The sequence below is a fragment of the Amycolatopsis sp. NPDC003861 genome (genome assembly GCF_053605405.1).
In genome coordinates, this window is the sequence record NZ_JBSGJD010000167.1 from 1 (window position 1) to 21,744 (window position 21,744).

Here is a 21,744-nt window from a genome sequence, read left to right on the forward strand (position 1 = left end):
CGGCGGGTCCAGCTGGCCGCGCGGGCGCGCGCCGGCGGCGGGGTGTCCGTGCTCGACGCCGTGCCGTACCACTCCTTCGACGACCCGCCCCGCACCGGACGGCTGTGCGAAATCGACAACGGGATGGGGCTGCGGACCGCGATCGAGTACGCGACCGTCGCCTCGGTGCCGGTGGTCCGGCGGGTCTCGCTGCGCGAGTCGGTCACCGGCCACGTGGGCGTGACGGAGTTCGAGTACCACGACAGCCGGGCGCCCGGCTTCGGCCGCGTCGTCCAGGACGACCTCGGCGACGAGTACGCGCCGACCCTGCGGACCGTGCGCTGGTTCGGCGGCGAAGGGCTGCTGGCCAAGGAGGAGGTCTACGGCCTCGACGGGTCCGCGGCGGCGGACCGGCCGTACCGCCGCGTCGAGCACCTTCGCCGTCCACAGTGGACGCGATCGGTGACGACGGAGTTCGAACGCCGGGAGACGCCGGTTTCGGTCACCACGACGGAGACGGCCTTCGACTCGGCCGGGAACCCGACCCGCGAGGTGGCGACGACCGAACGGCCCGGGCACGAGCCGGTCGTGCGCGAGACCCGGACGAAGTACGTCACCGATCCCGAACACCGGTTCACCGCGCTCCCGGCGCGGGTCCGCGCGGTGGACGGCAGCGGGAAAGTGCTGTCCGACACCATCTTCCGTTACGACGAAGAGCCCGACGGGTTCGCCGGTTCGCACGGCCTCCTGACCGCGCGGGAGGAGCTGGTGCTCACCGACGCGCTCATCGCCGACGTCTACGGCGCGCGCCCGCCCGACCTGCGCCACCACGGCTACCACCGCCGTCCCGGCGAGGAAGGCTGGTGGGTCACCACGTTCCACGGCCGGCTCGACACCGTCTCCGGGCTGCGCACCACGACGACGGACCCGCTCGGCCACACCCGGGAGATCCGGTACTCGGCCGACCGCTGCTTCCCCGAGGTGGCCACCGACCCGCTGGGCAACGTGACGATCACCCGCCACGACGTCCGCACGGCCCGGGTGTGCGAGGTGACCGATCCGGCGGGCGCGGTGACCACGCTGACCCACGACCCGCTGGGCCGGCCCGAAACGGTGGTGCGGCCGGGTGACTCGGCGGACCTGCCGACCGTCCGGCACCGCTACGACGGCACCCGCGTCACCACCGAGCAGCGGGCGGTCTCGGGCGAGGCGGAGGTGCTGGTGACCGCGGAGCTGCACGACGGCACCGGGCGGCTGCTGGAGCGGCGGCACGCGGAACTGCTCGGCGACGTCGTCGACGAGCACCACGAGTACTGCGCGCGCGGCCTGGTGTGCCGGACGAGCCGGGCGTTCCGGGACGGCGACCCGCTGCCGTCGCCGGAGGAGTTCCGGTACGACGCGCTGGGCCGCCCGCTTCCGGTCCGGGAAGACCGGGTTGCGGCCGCCGGGGTGCACGACCTGCTCGGGCGGGAGCTGCGTGGCTCGGATGGCGCGGTGCACGTCCGGGACGCGGCCGGCCAGGTCGTCGAGTCGCGGACCGCGGGCGGGCACACGGTGTTCCGGGTCCGGGACGCGCTCGGGCGGGTGGTCGCGGTGCTGGTCGACGACCCGCGCGGCACGCCGGTCACCACGTTCACCCACCACGACGGCGGGCTGGCGGTGCCGCACGGCGCGGGCCCGCACAGCTGCGGGCGGCTGGTGCGGGTCACCGACGAATGCGGCGTGACCCAGTTCGGCTACGACGCGCTCGGCCGGCCGGCCGAGAAGCGCTGGCGCCCGGCGCACGTGGCCGTCGAGTACCGGCTCGACGTGACCCGCCGGGCCGACGGCCGGGTGTCGGCGGTGTCCTACCCCGACGCCGGCGACGGGCGGCTGACCGTGCACCACCAGTACGACGAAGTTGGGCGGCTGGTGAGCGTGCCGGGGGTTGTCGACGCCGTCGACTACGACCTGGCCGGCCGCCGCACCGCGGTGCACTACGCGAACGGCGTCAGCGAGCACTGGGCCGGCGGACGGCACGTGCTCACCGGCCCGGGCGGGCTGGTGCGCGACATCGAGCCCGGCCCGGCGGTTGCACCCGGGCCGGGCAGCGAGATCCGGGACGCGTTCGGCCGGCTGCGCGGGGTCCATGGCGACGACGGCGTCAACGCGCTGTACAGCTACGACCACACCGGCCGCCGCGTCCGCACCCTGGTCACCAACGGCTCGCACATCCACGAAGTCCTGAGCCCGGACGACCACTACGCGATCGAAGACGGCGAGCTGGTGGTCGTGGTCGCGGACGCGGTGCGGCGGTACGCCGACGGCCGCACCCGCTACCTGCACTTCGACGACGCCGGGGAAGTCGCCCTGACCACCGACGAAAGCGGCGCGGTCGTGCGTGGTTAGCCGAGGACGGCCAGGTCCAGCCGGCCGAGGCGGGCGGGGTCGGCGACGATGTCGATCTCGACGATCCGGCCGCCTGCGACCGTGAAGCCCAGCACCGAGAACGGCCGCCCTTCGCGGGTGGCGACCACGCCCGCCGCGCCGTTGACCAGCGCGCGGTGCACCACGCCGCCGCCGGCGTTGAGGCGCGAGAACGTCAGCGCCTGGTCGGCGACGGCCGCCGCGCCGCGGACCTCGATCGAGCCGCCCCGGGCCGCGCCGTGGTCGGCGCGCAGCACGACCTCCGGGTCGAGGACGGAGACCAGCGCGTCGAAGTCCCCGCCTCGGGCGGCCGCCAGGAAGGCGTCGACGACTTCGCGCTGGCGGGCGAGGTCCGGATCCGGCGCGACCGGGGCCCCTTGGACCCGCCGCCGGGCGCGGCTCGCGAGCTGCCGGGTCGCCGCCTCGGACCGGCCGACGACCGGGGCGATCTCCTCGAACGGCAGCGCGAACATGTCCCGCAGCACGAACGCAAGCCGTTCGGCCGGGGTGAGCGTGTCGAGCACGACCAGCAGTGCGAGCCCGACCGAGTCGGCCAGCAGCGCCTCGTGCTCGGGGCCGGCGTCCTCGCGGCTGACGATCGGGTCGGGCACCAGGGTGTCCCACGGCTCCTCGCGCCGGGCCTTCCGGGAGCGCAGCAGGTCGAGGCAGACCCGCCCGACGACGGCGGTGAGCCACCCGGCGAGGTTCGCCACGCCCGCGGTGTCGCTCCGGCTGAGCTTCAGCCACGCCTCCTGGACGGCGTCCTCGGCCTCGGTCAGCGAGCCCAGCATCCGGTAGGCGACGGACCGCAGGTGGTCGCGGTGGGTCTCGAAGCTGCGGGCCAGGAGCTCGTCGTTCACGGGTTCGTCCTTTCGCGGAGCGATCACCCCCTTGACGAACGCGGGCCGGAGTTTGTGACAGATCAGACGATTACGTCCCGATGAGCGGCATCTTCCCTTGACGTACGATATATGAGGAACCAATCATCGGATCTCTCCGGACGAGGAGGTCCTTTGAGAATCCGACTGCTCGCCTGCCTCGCCGCCGCCGTCGCGCTGGTGGCGAGCCTGGTCAGCCCCGCGAACGCCGAGCTCTACCACCCGCGTCAGGACTGGCTGCGGGCCTCGACGGCCGGGCTGTTCCTGCACTGGGGCATGTTCACCGCGCCGCGGCACACCGACTGCGCCGCCTGGGAGCGCGACGTCACCGCCGGCGGCTGGACGCCGGGCTACTGGATCGACGAAGCCAAGAAACTGGGTGCGTCCTACGTCGTCCTCACCACCTTCCACAGCAGGCTGGGGTACGCGCGGCCGTGGCCGTCGAAGATCCCCGGCAGCTGCTCGACGCAGCGCGACTTCCTCGGCGAGCTGATCGCCGCGGGCCAGGCCAAGGGCGTGCGCGTCATGCTCTACCTGACCGACGATCCCCAGTGGCACAACGAAACCGGCCACGAGTCCCTCGACTCGGCCGCCTACTCGGCCTACAAGGGCCACCAGGTCGACCTGACGACCCGGCCCGGCTTCGGCGAGTTCTCCTACGACCTGTTCGACGAGGTCATGGACCGCTACTCCGCTCTCGCCGGGTTCTGGATCGACAACGACAACGAGTACTGGGAGCAGCACGGGCTCTACGAGCACATTCGCGAGAAGCGGCCGTCCTGGCTGCTGAGCAACAACAACGAAGACACGCCGATCATGGACACGGTCAGCAACGAGCAGAAGACCGGCATGACGCCGTCGTACGACTACCCGCAGGCCGTCTACACGCCGATGCCGCGGCTCACCGAGGCCGACTACAAGCTGCCGACCAACGGCGACTGGTGGTACAGCGGCGGCGACCAGGCCGTCGACTTCCGGCTTTCCACCGGCCGCTACATCACGAACGCGGGCTCGTCGATCAAGTCGCTGATGGCCGAAACGGCCATGCTGAACGGCAAGTTCCCGCCGCAGCAGGAGGCGTTCAACAACTTCATGGCGTCCTGGACGCAGCCGATCCGCGAGTCGCTGACCGGCACCGAGGGCGGCGGGTACCTGTACGGCGGCATGCAGCCGGGCTTCTGGAACGACGGCGCTCACGGCGTGATCACCGTCAAGGGCCGCACGCAGTACGTGCACGTCGTCACGCGGCCGTCGACGAACCTGGTCCGGCTGCGGGACAACGGTTACCGCGTGACCGGCGTGTCCGACCTGCGCACCGGGAAGCCGATGCGGTTCGCCCAATCCGGCGGCTATCTGTCCATTCTGGACATCCGGAGCTGGGACACCTACGACACGGTGTTCAAAGTGGACACCGCCGGGCAGCAGTACTTCTACGACAAGAGCACGATCAAGGCGACCGCGTCCGCCAACGCGGCGTCGGCGGCGAACCTCGTCGACGGCAGCTACCTGAACTTCTGGGACGCGGGCGGCCGGCTCCCGGTGTCCGTGACGCTGGACCTGGGCCGGGAGCGGTCGACGGCCTACCTCGCGGTGCACGAGCGCGAGTCGTCGCCGACGTACGCGCGGGAGTCCTTCGGCCGCGCCGAGGATTCCGCGCGCATCAAGGACTACCGCGTCCACGCCAGCGACGACGGCAAGACCTGGCGCACGGTCCGCACCGGTGCCCTGCCGAGCAACCGGGGCGTCCAGTTCATCGACGTCGGCGAGGTGCACGCCCGGTACCTGCAGCTCGAGGTGCTGAACACGTGGTCCGGGCCGCAGGCCAAGCCGTTCTACCGGCAGCTGGCCCTCGACGAGATCGACGTCGCCTACGGCTACCCCGACCCGCGCGGCGAGGTGCCCCTGGAAGCGGAATCGTGGCGCAACGGCTTCGAGGGCAAGGCGACGCCGGTGTGGTGCGAGGCCTGCTCGGGCACGAACGCGGTGACCGGCCTCGACCGCGGCGCCGTCGTCTTCCGGGACGTCCAGGCCACGGGCCCGTCCCGGCTGCAGCTGGACACCGCCGGGCCGGGCACACTCTCGGTGAGCGTCAACGGCGCGGCGCCGATCCCGGTCGCCGCCCCGGGGGCAATCGCGGTGCCGCTGACCGCCGGCGCGAACACGATCAAGGTGTCCGGGACGGCGGACCTCGACCGGATCGCGGTGGCGCCGATGCCACCGGAGTCGTACACGCCGAAGACGACGTTGACCGTGCAACCCGCCGGCATCCAATGGGTTTCGCCTGGTCAGCAGTCGCTGCGGATCGACGCGTCGCTGCGGCTGGACGTCGACGACCCGATCGACCAGGTGTCGCTGGCCCCGGTGGTCCCGGCGGGCTGGACGGTGACGGGCGGCCCGGCGACGACGGCCGCCCTCGGGCTCGGCCGGGTGCTGAGCGGGTCCTGGACGGTGACCGCGCCGGCGGCCCAGGACGTGAGCATCCCGGTAGCGGCGTCGTTCCGGACGCTCGGGCGCGCGAAGTCCGTCAGCAAGCCGGTGCAGGTGAAGCCGCGGCCCGCGGACCGGGTGTTCATGCGGGAAGCGGAGGACTCGGCGAACGACATCGGCGACGCCGGTGTCACCAGCTGCTCGCCGTGCTCGGGCGGGCAGAAGGTGCGCAACATCGGGCCGGGCGCGGCCGTGACGTTCTCCGGAGTGACCGTCCCCGCGGCGGGGCAGTACCCGCTGTACCTGGACTTCACCGTCAACGGCGACCGGTCGTACTTCGTGTCGGTGAACGGCGGCGCGCCGGTGGAGGTCAAGGTGAGCGGCGTCGGGAACAACACCCCGTACACCACTTCGGTCCCGGTGCCGCTGACCGCGGGCGCCAATACGATCCGGATCGGCAACGACCGTTCCGGGGCGCCGGATCTGGACCGGATTTCACTGGGTTAGCTCCCGCAGCACCCGGGCCGCGTCGATGTCGACGGCGCGGCCCGGGTCCCCGCCCGGCGCGCACCACGCGACGGACACCCACAGCTCGGCGTAGTCGCCGCGGTCGACCCGGGGCAGCCGCCAGGTGAGCCGGCCCCCGGTCCGCTCGACGGCGTCCCCGCCGACCAGCCGCGACCAGTACGGCGGCACGTGCTGCCCGGCCCGCGAGCACCGCCGCAGCAGCTCGGCCCCGGGGCCGCCGACGCTCACCACGGCGTCGGCGGTCTCGGCGGTGAAGGCGCTTTCCCAAGTCCGGTCCTCGTGCGGCGCGCCGGCCAGCTCGGCCTGGACGACGAACTCGCCGACGTCCTCCCGGGCCAGCACCCGCAGGACGGTGGTCTCGCGGGTGACGCCGGGCAGCCCGGACGCGGTGGTCCCGCAGAGCACGTCCAGCCGCACGGCTTGGTGCCGCCAGCGGCAGAGCCGCGCCCCGGACGCGAGGCCCCAGGTCAGCTCGGGTCTCCCGGGCACGTCCCAGCCACCGGCGCGGACGGCGAACCGCACGTCCCCGAGCGGGGTGACGACGTCGAGCGCCCGCGGAGCCGTCCGCGACAGGACTTCGGTGTCCAGCATGCCGACATCCTTACCCCGCGGGCCGACCAGCGAAAACGCGCTGGGCGAACGTCACCCGACCGGGCAGGATCGGCGGCACGGAGGAGGCCCGGAACCGCTTGCCGCCGGTGGGCGCGGTGATCCACCGCGACGGCCCGCAGCCGGACGCGCTGGAGGACATCGTCCACCATGGCCACCGTGCGGCCGTTCGCGTGCAGCCCACCGTGGTCAGAATGCGACGAAGAGTGACGAACCGACTCACCCACTCGCGCATTGGTCCAGACAAGTGTTACCAAAAAGTGACCGAAGCACCGTTGAGCGGGAGCTACTTTGTTGTGACTCGCAACAAATGCCTCGTGGAATCCCCAACGGCGGAGGTGTCACGGCGTGAACCGGACCTTGGACAAGTTACGACGACGCGGCCCGGGCCTCGCGCTCGTCGCCTCGGCAGTGCTGGTGGCGGCCGGGCTGAGCGCCCCGGCCGCGCTGGCCGCGGACGACTACACGCAGAGCGTCACGCAGCCCAGTGCCAGCCAGGTGCAGATCAGCTTCACCCCGACGACCCCCGCGCTGTACGTGGACATCCACTACACCGGCGTGCCGGGCGTCGGCCAGCAGAACGTCCGGATGACCAACGGCTCCGGCACCTGGCGGACCACCGTCAACGGCCTGAGCAGCGGAAACGTCCTCGACTACTGGTTCACCTACGAGAAGAGCGGCCCGCAGTACGACACCCCGCACTTCAGCTACACCGTCGGCGGCGGCACGACGACGGTCGCGGCGCCGACGTTCAGCCCACCGGGCGGCACCTACTCGGCAGCCCAGACGGTGACGATCAGCAGCGCCACCGCGGGCGCGACCATCCGGTACACGGTGGACGGCTCGACGCCGACCGCGTCCTCCACGCTCTACAGCGGACCGATCAGCGTCCCGAACTCCCGCACGGTCAACGCGATCGCCCTCAAGTCCGGTTCGACGACGTCCCCGGTGTCGAGCGCGAGCTACACGATCGGCACGCAGGCCGGCTGTCCGACGCAGTCCGACACCCCGAACTTCGGGCCGAACGTGCGGATCTTCGACCCCGGCATGTCCGCGGCGACGATCCAGGCTCAGCTGGACACCGACTTCAACAACCAGAAGGACACGCTGACCGCGCAGATGGCGGACCGGCGCGTCGCGCACCTGTTCAAGCCGGGCACGTACAACAACGTCCACGACAACGTCGGCTTCTACACCTCGGTCGCCGGCCTCGGGCAGAACCCGGGTGACGTCCTGATCAACGGGGACGTCACGGTCGACGCCTTCAACGCCTCCGACAACGGCGTCGCGCTGCAGAACTTCTGGCGCTCGGCCGAGAACATGGCCGTCAACCCCTCCGGCGGCAACGAGCGGTGGGCGGTGGCGCAGGCCGCGCCGTTCCGCCGGATGGACGTCCGCGGCGGGCTGCAGCTGTACCCGGCGAGCTACGGCTTCGCCAGCGGCGGCTACATCGCCGACACGAAGGTGGCCGGCCAGGCCGCGTCGGTGTCGCAGCAGCAGTGGTACACCCGCGACTCGCAGCTCGGCAGCTGGAACGGCGGCGTCTGGAACATGGTCTTCTCCGGCACCAGCGGCGCGCCGGCGACCACCTTCCCGAACCCGCCCGAAACCACGCTCGCGACGACCCCGGTCTCGCGCGACGTGCCCTACCTGTACGTCGACGGCACCGGCAAGTACCGCGTGTTCCTGCCGTCCCTGCGCACCAACGCGTCCGGCCCGAGCTGGGCGAACGGCAGCACCCCGGGCACGTCGGCGCCGATGAGCCAGTTCTACGTCGTCAAGTCCGGCGACACGGCCGCGTCGATCAACAACGCCCTCTCCGCGGGCTGCAACCTGTTCTTCACGCCGGGCGTCTACCACCTCAACCAGACGCTCAACGTGACCCGCGCGAACACGACCATCCTCGGCATCGGCTACCCGACCCTGGTGCCGGACAACGGCGTCAACGCGATGCAGGTGTCCGATGTGGACGGCGTCCGGCTCAAGGGCCTGCTCTTCGACGCGGGCACGACGAACTCGCAGGCGCTGCTGACGGTCGGCCAGTCCGGCTCGTCGGCGTCGCACGCGTCGAACCCGACGACGGTCCAGGACGTCTTCTTCCGGATCGGCGGCGCGATCGCCGGCAAGGCGACGAACAGCCTGATCGTCAACAGCGCCAACACGATCATCGACCACATCTGGGCGTGGCGGGCCGACCACGGCAACGCGGGCACGTACGGCTGGAACACCAACACGGCCGACACCGGGCTCGTGGTGAACGGCGCGAACGTGCTGGCCACCGGCCTGTTCGTCGAGCACTACCAGAAGTACCAGGTGATCTGGAACGGCCAGGGCGGCCGGACGATCTTCTTCCAGAACGAGATGCCCTACGACGTGCCGAACCAGGCGTCGTGGAACGCCCCATCGGGTGTCGCCGGGTACGCCGCGTACAAGGTCGGGGCGAACGTGACGTCCCATGAGGCGTGGGGCCTCGGGAGCTACTGCTTCTTCGACACGAACCCGGCGGTGTCCAGCTACCACGCGTTCGAGGTGCCGAACACCAGCGGCGTCCGGTTCCACAGCCTGCTGACGGTGTCGCTCAACTACCGCGGCACGATCACGCACGTCATCAACGACACCGGCGGTGTCACGCCTTCGGGCACGGTGCCGGTCAACGTGGTCAGCTACCCGTAACCGGGTCCTCGGCAGCCCCCGCACCCGGCTCGGTGCGGGGGCTTTCCGTGCCTAGGGCTATATGCCACACCGCGGTGGCATTTTCGAGGAGGGCGGCGTCGAGGCCGAAATAGCCGCGTTCGGGCTTGGTGTCGGTGCGCTCGCGCCCGGCCGGGACGGCGGCCAGCCGCCAGGTTTCCGTGCCCCGTTGGAGCGCGCCTTCGTAGGTGTCCGGCGCCGGCTCGCCGAGGCCGATGGCTTCGCTGCGGCCGAGGCTGCCGGCGACGAACGCGTACCGGTCGCCGAGGAGGGTTCCGACGATCGCGCCCGCGCCGGCCCCCGAACGCTGCAGGTGACCGTTGTGCGCGAACACCAGCGTCGGGCCGCGGGGTGCCTCGATGGCCCGGATGTCCAGGAGGTTCTCGGCCATGAGCACCGCGCGCATGCCCGCGAGCCGCGAAATCCTGGTGTCCCGGTCGCCGGGCTGGGCGGACGCCGCGTGGTAGCGCAGCAGGCCGCGTCCCGCGACGGCGTGCACCTTGGCCCGCTCCCAGGCCGCGTCCCATCGGGGTGCGGCGGCGTGGAGGGCGACGAGCAGGTCGTCGGCGATGACCCGCAGCTCGCGGGCCTCGGGCGACGCGCCGGGCGACTGGGCCGGGTCGAGGATCGCCTCGGACCGGCTCCACCGCTCGTCGTCGCCGGTCAGCGCCGCGATGTCGACGTCCAGGCCGAGGTAGTCGCGGACGTGTTCGAGGTAGGTGCGCGGGCTGGGGGCGCTGAACATCTCGGTCGGGGCGTCGAAGCCGTGGAAGGTCAGCGGTTCTTCGGCGGTTTCGTTGTACTCGCGCAGCCACTTCAGCAGCTGCTGGTTGGCGGCCACATCGCCCAGGTTGTGCGAGAAGCCGCCGTCGAGCGCGGCGACGCGGTCGGTCTCCAGGGCGATCGACCGGAAGCCGTGCTCGGCGAGCCGGGCGAAGAGGTCGTTGCGCAGCCACGCGCAGGCCGGCTCGAAGTGGGTCGGCTCGCCCAGCCCGAGCAGTTCGGCGGTGAAGTCGGTGAGGTCCATGTGGTTGAATCGTATCCTTGAAAACTCGGTTGAGACCTGCTGACCTCGCCCGCGAGCACGGCATCTCCACGCAGGCGGTCCGCAACTACGAACAGGACGGCTTCCTCCCGCCGGCGGCCCGCACCGCGAGCGGCTACCGGATCTACACCGAAGCACACGCTGCCGCCCTGCGCACCTTCCTCGCGCTGGTCCCGGCGTACGGGCACGCCACCGCCGGCGGGATCATGCTCGCGGCCAACGACGGCGACCTCGCCCGCGCGCTGACGCTCGTCGACCGCGGCCACGAGCAGCTGCTCCGGGACCGCGAAACCCTCAACACGGTCCGCACGGCGATCGGGCACCTGACGACCGGGGCGGCACCCGGGCCGGCCGCCGCCGGCTGGTCGATCGGCGAGCTCGCGCACCGGCTCGGCGTCACGGCGGCGACCGTGCGGGCCTGGGAACGTGCGGGCATCCTGGTGCCTTCGCGGAACCGGGCGACCGGCCACCGGGTCTTCCAGGCGGCCGACGTCCGCGACGCCGAACTGGCCCACCTGCTCCGCCGCGGCGGCTATCCGCTGGCCCACATCGCGACGGTGGTCGAGCAGGTCCGCACCGCGGGCGGCACGGAGTCGCTGGCCGAGGCGCTCGAAACCTGGCAGGACCGGCTGACCGCCCGTGGCCTGGCGATGCTCGCCGCGGCCGCCCGCCTGGGCGAGTACCTACGGACGTGAACCCGGGTGCAGCCGGTCGTACTCGTGCGCGGCGGCGCGCTGGGTGCGCACGCCCAGGGCCTTCTCGCGGTCTTCGTCGTCGACCTCGTTGAGCCCGAGCTGCACGGCCACCCGGATCTGCTCGCGGTTGTCGCGGACCACGGCGGAGAAGAAGTCGTCGATCCGCGGGTCGAGGAGGACCTCCAGCAGCACGCGGAACGAGGTGTCGACGCAGGCGCGCACGATCTCGTCGTGGAAGGGCAGCCGCTTGAGCTTCCCGAGTTGCGGGTCCGCGGCGATCTTCTCGGCGATGATCGAGCGCAGCTCGTCCTTGTGCGCTCCGAGCGACTTGGCCAGGTTCTCCGGGTAATTGCCGGTTTCGAGCACCTTGACGACCTCGTCGAGCACGGCGATGGTCACCGGTTTCTTGATCGCCTTCACGATCGGCTCGGACAGCTTGTCGACGAGCCGGTAGGTGAACTGCTCGCCGACGGCCCGGTCCGCGGCCCGCCCGATCCGCACGAGCAGCAGGACGACGCTGATGAACTTGTGCGCGGCCATGGCGGGGTGCGCGACCGGGATCATGGCGAACAGCTCGTACCAGTTGCGCACGAGGAACTTCCGCGCCCACCGCCGTTTCCGCCACCGCCACAGGAACTCGAGCAGGAAGATCCCGCAGATCCCGCAGTCGACGGAGAAGATGACGAGCCCGACGTCGCGCGCGGGCGGGCTGAGCACCATGAACCCGAGCAGCCCGACCGAACCGGCGGCGAGCACCAGCATGATCCAGTCGTCGGCGCGCACGTTCCCGGGCAGCACGCCGCTGTTGAGCTCGGGTTCACTCGTGACCATGCCCGATGATGGCACGGACGGCGCTCTTCAGCTGGGTAGGCACTGTCGAGTTTTTGTCCACTTTTCGTCACGCCCAACGCTCGCCCGATGCGGCATTGTGGACGGTGGCGGTCACGGCGAGGAGGAGCATGGAGCGGACACCGCACAGCCGGCTCGCTCCGGTGCACGGGGAAGCGGCTGGTGGTTCAAGAAGCGGGCTGCCAGCCCACGCCGTAGGACCGCGCCGGCCGCAGCTCGCGGAAGCTGGTGTGCACCTCGCCCGCGTTGTCGAGGAAGAGCGGCTTGCGCGCGGTCAGCGGGTCCTGGGCGTCCTTGGAGAATTCGCCGTCGATGCGCCAGACGCGCTGCGGTGGCTGCCGCCGGTCGAACCGGACGTTGAGGTCGAAGCTCTCGCACGGGAATTCCGGCGTGCAGCAGTAGAACGGCGAGGGCAGCTCGTCGACCCGGATGCGGAAGAAGAACTCGTGCTCGTCGCCGGCGTCCAGCGGCTGCGGCGGGCGCAGGCTGAACGCGACCCGGGACGAGCTGACCATCCGCACCGAATGCACCTCACCGCCGGCGACGACGTCGATGCCCAGGCCCGAAAGGTCCGGCTGGACGGTGGTGCTCGCCGGCCGGGCGAGGGAGATCGCGTGCTCGACGTCGGCGAGCCCGGCGACGTGGCTGACCACTCGCCGCGTCTCGAAGACCTCGGCGGCCGCCACCCCGGTCAAGGTCAGCCGGACGGCCAGCGCCGACGTGTGCCAAGGGCCGTCGTCGCTGATGAGCGAGCCGCCGTAGGGCGACGGCGCACCGTACGCGGCCTCGGCGATCAGGTAGATGACGTCGTCGGCGCGGCGCTGCATCGTGCGCACGTTCCGGTCGGCGCCCGTGCCCAGCAGTTCGAGGCGCTGGGTGTAGCGCTCGTTCGGGCCGGTGCCGAACCCCAGGACGATCCGCGCCGTGCGCCGCTGCGATTCGGGCAGCTTCTCGATCAACCGGCGAAGCGTTTCGACCACCTTGCCGCGAACCGTTCCCGGGGTGTCTTCTTCGTCGACACCACACACTTCGCGCAACTGTTCCCCGACGAGCGCAGGCAGGGTCTTCGCTTGGACGCCGAGCCCCTTGCGAAGCAGTTTCAGCTCCGCTGAGAGAGCGTTGATCTTCGCTTCGGCCGCCTCCTGAGCCAAGCCGTCACCTCCGTCTTGGTCGTTGCGTGGAAGTCTACCCACCTCCGGCCCGCTCCACGACGCCATCACCTGTTTCCCGCCGTTTCCCGTTCCGGGAAACCGCGCAGGTCAGCGATTTCCTTTGAGAGGCAACGGGAAACGTCTCCCGCCGGGCAATTCGCCGGGTCAAGCTTGGTTCGCCGGAATCCTCCGGCAACCAAGGAAGCCACCGCGGGAAAACCGCGGTGGCGGTGATCCGGAAAGGGGAACGCGATGCACACGCACCTCATCATCGTGCTCGGCCAGCTGGTCTCCCTGCTGGGCTGACCAGTGACTCGCCGGCGGGCCCGGGCCGCCGGCGGACCTTCCCCCCGTTCACCGATTACAGGATGATCGACCCATGCCGGACTTTGGAGCGGAATTGAAGCGTCGACGGATGTCGGTCGGCATGTCACTGACCGGACTCGCTGCGTCCGTCCATTTCACCAAGGGCTACCTCAGCAAGGTGGAGAACGGCAAGGCCCGCGTGAACCGCGAGCTCGCCAAGGCCTGCGACCAGGCACTGGGAGCGGGCGGAGAACTGCTCGCCCTCGTCGCGGAATCGGCATTCCCCGCCCGCCGCAGCGCCGGCGGCATCGTCGGGCTGCCGGACAGCGGCCGGTACTTCGTCGGCCGCGAAACCGAACTGGAGACGCTTTCCGCGCTGCTGCGCGGGCGGGACAGCGCCCGGGTCGGGGTGGTGCACGGAATGGCGGGGGCGGGCAAGACGGCGCTGGCCGTCGCCGCCGCCCGGCAGGTCGCGGAGACCTTCCCGGACGGCTGCCTGTTCTTCGACCTCCGGGGCCACACCCCCGGCGCCGTCGAGCTGTCGCCGGGCGAAGCCCTGCACCGGCTCCTGCGGCTGCTGGACGTCTCCGCCGACCAGCTCCCGGCCGACGAAGACGGCCTGGCCAACCTGGTCCGAGACCAGCTGCGCGGGCGGCGGATGATCCTCGTGCTGGACAACGTCCGGTCCGCTGAGCAGATCCGGGCCATCGCCGACGGCGAGACGTCGTCGCGGATCCTGGTGACCAGCCGCGGCCGGCTGCCGGCGCTCGACGACGCCTGGCACTTCCCGGTCGGCGTGCTGCCGCTGGGCGACTCCGTGCGGCTGCTGCGGTCCGTCGCGGCCGCCCGGGCCCGCGCCGAAGCCGACCACAGCGACCTGAAACGGCGGGTCGCGCGGGTGGCCGGCCTGCACGAGGACATCGCGGCCGCGGAGTCCGAAGCCCAGGTCGCGCGGCTGCTCGCGGATCTGCTGCGCTCGGACAAGTTCCCGCGCTGGCTGATCGCCGGGGCGCTCGACACGCTCGTCGCCGAGGCCTCGGCGTCGCTGCTGGAACTGTCCGGCGGCCAGTTCGAGCTCACCCACGACAAGGGCGATTTCCTGGTGGTGGACCACAACGAGGCCGACGCCCGGCGCCCGGTGAAGACGCTGTCCGGCGGCGAGACGTTCCAGGCGTCGCTCTCCCTCGCGCTGGCGCTGTCTTCGCAGCTCGGGGCCATGGCGGCGGAAGGGGCGACGCGGCTGGAGTCGATCTTCCTCGACGAAGGCTTCGGGACGCTGGACGAGGCCACCCTCGACGTCGTGGCGTCCACTTTGGAGAACCTCGCCGCGTCCGGCTCCCGGATGGTCGGGGTGATCACGCACGTGCCGGCGCTCGCCGAGCGCGTCCCGGTGCGGTTCCTGGTCACCCGGGACGGCGCCGGCTCGCACATCGCCAGGGAGGGCGCATGACCGCGGTGGCCGGCATGAACTTCAGCATCGACGCCTGGGACCCGGGCTACGGCAGCTCGATGGAGGCCGAGGAGCTCGGCCGCTCCCAGGCCGAGGTCGAACTCGACATCGAGGTCCCCGAGGCCGAGTGGGCGCCGATCGACCCGTCGCCGGTGACACCGCCGGAAGCGGTGCTGTTCGTCGACGGCGTCCGGCGGATCGACGCGCGCGTCTGGATCGACGACCCGGCCGGCACGAACTCGGCGTCCATCGGCATCTGCGCGTCCTACGCGGCGGGGGTGGTGTGCTGCTGCGAGGGCCAGGCGCACGTCGTCGGCACCGACGTCCGGCGCGGGCTGTTCACCGTCGCCCCGCAGGCGGACGACATCGCCACCCCGGCCGGGATCTACACCGCGCACCGGGCGGCGGCCAAGGAGGACAAGCCGCTGCCGGTGGTGCTGTCGTCGGCGTTGCAGGAGCAGCTGGCCGAAACGGAACTGGAGACGGCGATCCGGGCGCGCACGGCCATCCACGGGCACGTCGGCCACGACCTGCTGGTGGTGGACGGCCCGCTGCGCGGCCGGGCGCACCTCGAGCGGGCCGTCGGGTTCATCAAGAGCCACCAGACGACGTACCTGCCGGGGGAGCTCAACGCGCTGGTCGGCCGGCTCGGCGCGCACCAGCGCACGCCGGTGTTCCTGATGGGCACGACCTGGGTCCGGCACTCCTGGTACCTGCGCTTGCCGTCGGCAGGCGGGCCGCCGTGGTCCGGGGTGGTCCGGGTGGAGGCGGCGCCGCACCTCGGCCGCGAGCAGGTCGCCGAGCTGGCGAACGTCACCCAGTCGGTCCTCGGCCGGTTCGCCTCGGTCCCCTACAAGGACTCGCGCGCGCCGCAGAACCTCTACCCGATCGCCGGGCTGGAGCGCGACCTGCGCCACCGCCTCGGCGACCAGCAGTTCGTCTACCGGGCGCTGAGGCTGGCCGCGGCCCGCTGACCCGCCGCTCACGGCGGTGGGGGCCGGTGTACGCCGGGGCCCCGGGACGGCGGCCTGGGGAACGCGCCGGCCCGGGGTGTCCTCTGTGGAGGGTCAGCCCAGCGAGCCGTCCCCGGTCTGCGGCGCCCCGGCCGGCTTGACCGCCACCTGCGGTTTCGCCGGTTTCGGGGGCTTCGGCTTCGGCTTGGCGGTCGACGGCTGGGGCTTCGTCGTGGGCGGCTTCGGCGAGGTGGCCGGCGGCGTGCCCACGATGGTGAACGTGACCGTCGGCTTCCGGCCGTCCTGGCACGGGAACGACGCGGTGTACCGGCCGGGCCGCTTGCTCGCCGTCGTCCTGCCGCCCAGGTGGCCCCAGTTGCCCAGCCCGACCCACTCGATCGGCGCGGTGAACCCCGCCGACGTGACCGGCCCCGCCGGTGCGCACCCGTGGCCCGTTCCCCCGTACATGTCCGCGTCGATCCGGCCTCCGGGCTCGACCTTCGGGGTCAGGCTCCACCAGACTTCGTCGGCCGCGCTCGCCGGCGCCGTCAGCGCGAGCGTCGCCGCGCTCGCCGCCATTAGGCCGATCAGGGTTTTCTTCGGCATGGTCGGTCCCCTCTCGTCAGTGCTCCTCTCACGCCTGAGCCGGGAAAATGGTTGAGTCCAATCCATGTTCAAGTACGTGAACGTAAATCGCGTCTATGTTTCTGTGTCACGTATGGATTAACTTGGCCGGATGCGCACCGGCCCGCTCGTTCTCGCCGTGGTCCTGGGGTTGTCGCTGACGACGCCGGCGGCCGCGCAACCGCAACCCTGGCGCGACGCCCGGCAGTCACCCGATCGCCGGGCCGCCGAGCTCGTCGCGGCGATGACCCTCGACGAGAAGATCTCCCAGCTGCACCTGCAGCCCGACGCCGAGCACCAGCGGTTCGTGCCGCCGATCCCGCGGCTCGGCGTCCCGGGCTTCCGGATCGCCAACGGCCCGGCGGGCATGGGCCCGGCCGACGACAAGCCGCAGAAACCGGCGACCGCGCTGCCCGCCACCATGGCGCTGGCGTCGACGTTCGACACCGGTGTCGCCCGCCGGTACGGCCGGCTGATCGGCAGCGAAACCCGCGCGCTCGCGCACCACGTCTCCGAGGCGCCCGACATCAACATCGCCCGCGTGCCGCGCAACGGCCGGACGTTCGAGGGCATGGGGGAGGACCCGTTCCTCGTCGGCGCGCTGGCCGCCGCCGACATCCGCGGGATCCAGGAGAACGGCACCATCGCCGAGGTCAAGCACTACGCGGCCAACAACCAGGAGACCCAGCGCTTCAGCATCGACGAACACATCGACGAGCGCACGCTCAACGAGATCTACCTGCCGCACTTCGAGCGGGCGGTCACCGAAGGCCGGGCGGGCTCGGTGATGTGCGCCTTCCCCAAGATCAACGGCGTGTTCATGTGCGAGAACCCGGCCCTGCTGCAGGGCAAGCTGCGCGACGACTGGGGGTTCACCGGGTTCGTCCAGTCGGACTGGGGTGCCGCGCACAGCACCGTCGGCTCGGCGAACGCGGGCATGAACCTCGAAATGATCGACGGCACCTGGTACGGCGACAAGCTGAAGCAGGCCGTGCTGGCCGGGCAGGTCACCGAACAGCGGGTCGACGAGCTGCTGCTGCCGCGGTTCCGGACCATGTTCGCCTTCGGGCAGTTCGACCACCCGCCGGTGCTTTCGCCGCTGCCGACGGCCCGGCACGACGCCGCCGCGAAGGAGTTCGCCGAACGCGGCATGGTCCTGCTGCGCAACGAACAGGCGCAGCTCCCGCTCGACCCGGGCGTGCGGTCGATCGCGCTGATCGGGCCGTTCGCGACCAAGGCCAAGACCGGCGGCGGAGGCAGCTCGGCCGTCATCCCGACGTCCACAGTGGACCCGTTGCCGGGGCTGCGGCAGCGGGTTCCCGGTGCTCTGGTGACGCTCGACGACGGCGGTGACGTCGCGCGCGCGGCCGCGCTGGCCCGGACCGCCGACGTCAGCGTGGTGATGGTCGGGGACGACGAAACCGAGGGCAAGGACCGGCCGAGCCTGGCCCTCGACGGCAACCAGGACGCCCTGGTGGCGGCGGTCGCCGACGCCAACCCGCACACGGTGGTCGTGGTGAAGAGCGGCGGTCCGGTGCTCATGCCGTGGGCCGCGCGCGTGCCGGCGATCCTCCAGGCGTGGTACCCGGGCCAGCAGGACGGCGCGGCGGTGGCGGGCGTGCTCTTCGGCGACGTCAACCCGTCGGCGAAGCTCCCGATCACGTTCCCGGCGGCGGACGCCGACACCCCGGCGAACACCCCGGCCCAGTTCCCCGGCGTCGGCGGCGTCGCGACGTACTCGGAGGGCCTGCAGGTCGGCTACCGGTGGTTCGACGCGCAGGGCCGGGCCCCGCTGTTCCCGTTCGGCCACGGCCTGTCGTACACGACGTTCGCCTACTCGGGCCTGTCGGTGCGTGGCACCGGCGACGGCGCCACGGCGACGTTCACGGTCCGGAACACCGGGCAGCGGGCGGGCGCCGAGGTCGCCCAGCTGTATCTGGGCTTTCCGGCGGCCGCGGGCGAGCCGCCGCGTCAGCTGAAGGGCTTCGAGCGGGTCTCGCTGGCGCCGGGGGAGGCCCGGCGCGTGACGATCCGGCTGGACGCGCGCGCCTTCTCCGTCTGGGACACGGTGAGCCACGCGTGGCAGCCCGCGCGGGGCGCGTTCACCGTGTCCGTCGGTGGTTCGTCGCGGTCCTTGCCGTTGCAGGCGCCGCTCGTGCGGCGCTGAGGGCTCAGGCCTTGCAACCGGGCGCGGTGGCGGCGGCGAGCATCAGCTCCGGGGAGTCCTTCACCGCGCCGACCGGGTCGTAGACGCCGTCGACGTCCTGCTGCGCCTGCGCGACGGCCTGGGCCGCCGGGTTCTGGGACGCTTCGTTGCCCGGCTTGGCACGGTCGAGCGTGGCCTTCGCCTCGGCGGCGTGGTCGCGGGCGCTGGTGAACTTCGTGACGAAGGCCTGGCGCACCTTGTCGCCGAGCGGCACCGGCGCGGGCGGCAGCGCCGTCAGCTTGTCGACTACCTCGCCGGTGCGGGCCGCGATGCCGCCCAGCGTCGCGCTGAGCGCCTCCTGCGCCTCGGCGACCGACTTGGGCGTCGGCCGGCCGGTCTCGGCTTCCCGGTTGGTGCGCTCCCGGTAGCCGTGGACGGCGGCGCAGAAGCCGTCCATCCAGCGCACGGCGGCCGGATCGGCGGTCGGCGCGGACGTGACGGTCTGCACCGGGGCCGGGTTCTGCGGTGGCGGGGCCGCGGACGGCGTGTTCCCGCACGCGGTCAGCAGCAGGCCGGCACCCAGCAGGGCAGTGGCGATCTTCATGGAACCCCCTCGCGTTGTGCCGGGTACACGCGCGAGCGGGCCGGAAGGTTGAGTCATGCGGCGGCGAGAGTTCCGCCCAATGCCCGGAGGCCCGCCGCGGTGAGCTCGGCCCGCGTCCACTGCCCGACGGCGACGGCCCGCGCGGGCCGGATCAGCCCGGCCCGCGCCAGCTGGTGCGCGGTGGCCTGGTCGCAGCAGGGCAGGCCGTCGACCCGCAGGTCGGGCTCGCAGCTGCAGGTGAGTTCGGCCCGCCCGGCCCCGACGGCCCGCAGCATCGCCATCGCCCGGCGATTCAGTTCGGTGGTCATCTCGGTCATCCCCCTCTGGTGGTGCTGTTTAGGAGGAGACGTGGCCGGCGTCACCGAATACGCGACTTCGCGCAGGGTCACCCGATCGGCTCAGGTGCGCTTCCCCCAGCGCCGGTCGTCGGGATCCTCGCCGCGGCTCAGGGCGTCGAGGTAGGCCCGGTCGACGGCGAACCGGGCGGCGATTTCCGCGCCCCGGGCGACGGCGCCGTGGCCGGGGACGAGGACATCGACGTTCTCGGCGACGTCTTCCAGCCGGTCGAGGACGGCTCGATAGGAGCCGGGTTGCTCGTCGCGGCGGGGGTCGAGGAGCGGGATCAGGACGTCGGAGAGCAGGTCGCCGGCGATCAGGACGCCCCGATCGGCGAGCAGGAGGGCGGCGTGTCCGACGGCGTGGGCGTCGTGCTCGATGACTTCGCCGGGGAGCGGGTTGCCGGTTTCGGGCAGCGGGGTGAGCCGCGCGATCGGTTCAAGGGGAATGTCCGGCGCGGTTTCCCGGGCCATGGCCTGGGCGCGTTCGCGGGCTTCGCCGGCGATGCGCGCGTTGGCCGCGGTGGCGTAGCGGGGGACGTCGCCGAAGCGCGGGTGCCAGAGCAGGTGGTCGAAGTGCGGGTGGGTGGAGAAGCCGGCGACGACGGGGGCGCCGAGCCGCTCGAGGTCGTCGGCGAGTTCGTTCAGTTCCGCGCCGCGGATGCCGGGGTCGACGAGGACGAGGCCGGCGTCGGTTGCCACGACGGTGGTGTTGCTCCAGACCCAGTCGCTCTGCCGCACCCAGACCCCGTCGGCCACCTGGTTCAGCATCGGGTCAGAGCCGTTCCTGCAGAGCGTCGGCCGCGGCCAGGAGATCCGCCGCCCAGCGGGCACCCGGCTTCCGGCCGATCCGCTCGATCGGCCCCGACACCGAGACCGCCGCCACGACCGTGCCCGCCGAATCCCGCACCGGCGCCGAAATGCTCGCCACGCCCGGCTCGCGCTCGGCCACGCTCTGCGCCCAGCCGCGGCGCCGGACCTCGAGCAGCGTGCGCTCGCCGAAGACCGCGTCGGCCAGGATCGTGCGCTGCGTGTGCGGGTCCGCCCAGGCCGCCAGGACCTTCGCGCCCGAGCCCGCCGTCATCGGCAGGCGCGAACCCACCGGCACCGTGTCGCGCAGGCCGCTCGGCGGCTCCGCCGTCGCGACGCACACGCGCTGGACGCCGTCGCGCCGGTACAGCTGGACGCTCTCGCCGGTGACGTCGCGCAGTTTCGGCAGCACCACGCCCGCCGCGTCGAGCAGCGGGTCCGTCGAACCGCCCGCGAGCTCGGCCAGCGCCGTGCCGGGGCGCCAGCGGCCGTCCGGACCGCGGCGCAGCAGCCGGTGCACCTCCAGGCCGACCGCGAGCCGGTGCGCGGTGGCCCGGGGGAGGCCGGTCCGCGTGCACAGTTCCGCGAGGCCGCAGGGGTCGTCCGCGACCGCCTGCAGGACGGCCACTGCTTTGTCGAGTACTCCGATACCGCTATGCTGTCCCACGACCCGATACTAGCGTCCCGCACTTTGGGAAGTCCAGCATCTGGGAAAACCCTGAACTCGAGCTGCGCCCCTCCTTCGCGGCTCGCACCCGATCTCGCAGGTGCGCGCCCGAGTTCGTCGACGAACCGTGGAAGGAGCCGGAGATGACCAGCCCGACCGGCAAGGCCCGCACGCTGGCGGAGAAGGTGTGGGACAGCCACCTCGTGCGCCGAGGCGAAGGCGCCGAACCGGACCTGCTCTACATCGACCTCCACCTGCTGCACGAAGTGACCAGCCCGCAGGCCTTCGACGGCCTCCGCCTGGCCGGGCGGCAGCTGCGCCGCCCCGACCTGACCATCGCGACCGAGGACCACAACGTCCCGACCGTGGACATCGAGCTCCCCATCGCCGATCCGGTCTCGCGCACCCAGGTCGACACCCTTCGCCGCAACTGCACGGAGTTCGGGGTCCGGCTGCACCCGATGGGTGACGCCGAGCAGGGCATCGTGCACGTCATCGGCCCCCAGCTCGGCCTGACCCAGCCCGGCATGACCGTGGTCTGCGGCGACAGCCACACCTCGACGCACGGCGCGTTCGGCGCCATCGCCTTCG

At 72.0% G+C, this 21,744-nt stretch carries 18 protein-coding genes; 8 read left to right on the forward strand and 10 right to left on the reverse strand.

Annotation, left to right across the window (positions count from 1 at the left end):
* On the forward strand, window positions 1-2,367 hold a 2,367-nt coding region (locus ACWEVN_RS32350; protein WP_452053805.1), incomplete at its 5' end, for a hypothetical protein.
* Here the strand turns inward: ACWEVN_RS32350 and ACWEVN_RS32355 are convergent.
* Window positions 2,364-3,245: a sigma-70 family RNA polymerase sigma factor gene (locus ACWEVN_RS32355; protein WP_452053806.1), complete on the reverse strand. Its 882-nt coding sequence runs from the start codon at window positions 3,243-3,245 to the stop codon at window positions 2,364-2,366. The genes ACWEVN_RS32350 and ACWEVN_RS32355 overlap by 4 nt on opposite strands.
* A 153-nt stretch (window positions 3,246-3,398) precedes the next feature.
* Between ACWEVN_RS32355 and ACWEVN_RS32360 the strand changes: the two genes are divergently transcribed.
* Window positions 3,399-6,197 carry an alpha-L-fucosidase gene (locus ACWEVN_RS32360; protein WP_452053807.1) on the forward strand — a complete coding sequence of 933 codons (2,799 nt, stop codon included), beginning with the start codon at window positions 3,399-3,401 and terminating at the stop codon, window positions 6,195-6,197.
* On the opposite strand, the gene ACWEVN_RS32365 is transcribed toward ACWEVN_RS32360, so the two are convergent.
* Window positions 6,186-6,809, reverse strand: coding sequence for a hypothetical protein (locus ACWEVN_RS32365; protein ID WP_449687641.1), 624 nt, complete (start codon window positions 6,807-6,809; stop codon window positions 6,186-6,188). The two genes, ACWEVN_RS32360 and ACWEVN_RS32365, sit on opposite strands and share 12 nt — an antisense overlap.
* Before the next feature lie 366 nt (window positions 6,810-7,175).
* Between ACWEVN_RS32365 and ACWEVN_RS32370 the strand changes: the two genes are divergently transcribed.
* Window positions 7,176-9,500, forward strand: coding sequence for a chitobiase/beta-hexosaminidase C-terminal domain-containing protein (locus tag ACWEVN_RS32370; RefSeq protein WP_452053808.1), 2,325 nt, complete (start codon window positions 7,176-7,178; stop codon window positions 9,498-9,500).
* Here ACWEVN_RS32370 and ACWEVN_RS32375 read toward each other — a convergent pair.
* Complete coding sequence (locus ACWEVN_RS32375) at window positions 9,487-10,545, reverse strand: erythromycin esterase family protein (RefSeq protein WP_452053809.1); 1,059 nt, start codon at window positions 10,543-10,545, stop codon at window positions 9,487-9,489. The two genes, ACWEVN_RS32370 and ACWEVN_RS32375, sit on opposite strands and share 14 nt — an antisense overlap.
* Window positions 10,546-10,574: 29 nt before the next feature.
* On the opposite strand from ACWEVN_RS32375, the gene ACWEVN_RS32380 reads away from it, so the two are divergent.
* Window positions 10,575-11,258, forward strand: a complete 684-nt coding sequence (locus ACWEVN_RS32380; RefSeq protein ID WP_452053810.1) for a MerR family transcriptional regulator — start codon at window positions 10,575-10,577, stop codon at window positions 11,256-11,258.
* On the opposite strand, the gene ACWEVN_RS32385 is transcribed toward ACWEVN_RS32380, so the two are convergent.
* Window positions 11,247-12,089, reverse strand: a complete 843-nt coding sequence (locus ACWEVN_RS32385) for an ion transporter (RefSeq protein ID WP_449687637.1) — start codon at window positions 12,087-12,089, stop codon at window positions 11,247-11,249. The genes ACWEVN_RS32380 and ACWEVN_RS32385 overlap by 12 nt on opposite strands.
* 185 nt (window positions 12,090-12,274) lie before the next feature.
* Window positions 12,275-13,258 (reverse strand): hypothetical protein, encoded by a 984-nt coding sequence (locus tag ACWEVN_RS32390; protein WP_449677845.1) that lies wholly within the window; start codon window positions 13,256-13,258, stop codon window positions 12,275-12,277.
* Window positions 13,259-13,637: 379 nt separating this feature from the next.
* Here ACWEVN_RS32390 and ACWEVN_RS32395 point away from each other — a divergent pair, with 379 nt between their 5' ends.
* The gene (locus ACWEVN_RS32395; protein ID WP_452053811.1) at window positions 13,638-15,014 is read left to right on the forward strand and encodes a helix-turn-helix domain-containing protein; all 1,377 of its coding nucleotides are present in this window, start codon (window positions 13,638-13,640) and stop codon (window positions 15,012-15,014) included.
* Window positions 15,011-15,988, forward strand: coding sequence for a hypothetical protein (locus ACWEVN_RS32400; RefSeq protein WP_449681506.1), 978 nt, complete (start codon window positions 15,011-15,013; stop codon window positions 15,986-15,988). The genes ACWEVN_RS32395 and ACWEVN_RS32400 overlap by 4 nt, the downstream gene beginning before the upstream one ends.
* A gap of 93 nt (window positions 15,989-16,081) precedes the next feature.
* Here ACWEVN_RS32400 and ACWEVN_RS32405 read toward each other — a convergent pair whose 3' ends face one another.
* A complete protein-coding gene (locus tag ACWEVN_RS32405; protein WP_452053812.1) occupies window positions 16,082-16,573 on the reverse strand; it encodes a hypothetical protein in 492 nt (163 codons plus the stop codon).
* A 130-nt stretch (window positions 16,574-16,703) separates the two neighbouring features.
* Here ACWEVN_RS32405 and ACWEVN_RS32410 point away from each other — a divergent pair, with 130 nt between their 5' ends.
* The gene (locus tag ACWEVN_RS32410) at window positions 16,704-18,758 is read left to right on the forward strand and encodes a glycoside hydrolase family 3 C-terminal domain-containing protein (protein ID WP_452053813.1); all 2,055 of its coding nucleotides are present in this window, start codon (window positions 16,704-16,706) and stop codon (window positions 18,756-18,758) included.
* Between the two features lie 4 nt (window positions 18,759-18,762).
* On the opposite strand, the gene ACWEVN_RS32415 is transcribed toward ACWEVN_RS32410, so the two are convergent.
* From ACWEVN_RS32415 to ACWEVN_RS32430, 4 genes are all read right to left on the reverse strand, one after another.
* Complete coding sequence (locus tag ACWEVN_RS32415) at window positions 18,763-19,341, reverse strand: hypothetical protein (RefSeq protein ID WP_449681503.1); 579 nt, start codon at window positions 19,339-19,341, stop codon at window positions 18,763-18,765.
* Between the two features lie 53 nt (window positions 19,342-19,394).
* Window positions 19,395-19,649, reverse strand: coding sequence for a hypothetical protein (locus ACWEVN_RS32420; protein ID WP_449681502.1), 255 nt, complete (start codon window positions 19,647-19,649; stop codon window positions 19,395-19,397).
* Between the two features lie 90 nt (window positions 19,650-19,739).
* The gene (locus tag ACWEVN_RS32425) at window positions 19,740-20,447 is read right to left on the reverse strand and encodes an MBL fold metallo-hydrolase (RefSeq protein ID WP_452053814.1); all 708 of its coding nucleotides are present in this window, start codon (window positions 20,445-20,447) and stop codon (window positions 19,740-19,742) included.
* Between the two features lie 4 nt (window positions 20,448-20,451).
* Window positions 20,452-21,153 (reverse strand): IclR family transcriptional regulator, encoded by a 702-nt coding sequence (locus tag ACWEVN_RS32430; RefSeq protein ID WP_051183801.1) that lies wholly within the window; start codon window positions 21,151-21,153, stop codon window positions 20,452-20,454.
* A 143-nt stretch (window positions 21,154-21,296) separates the two neighbouring features.
* On the opposite strand from ACWEVN_RS32430, the gene ACWEVN_RS32435 reads away from it, so the two are divergent.
* A partial coding sequence (locus ACWEVN_RS32435) for an aconitase family protein (protein WP_452053815.1) occupies window positions 21,297-21,744 on the forward strand: 448 nt, incomplete at its 3' end.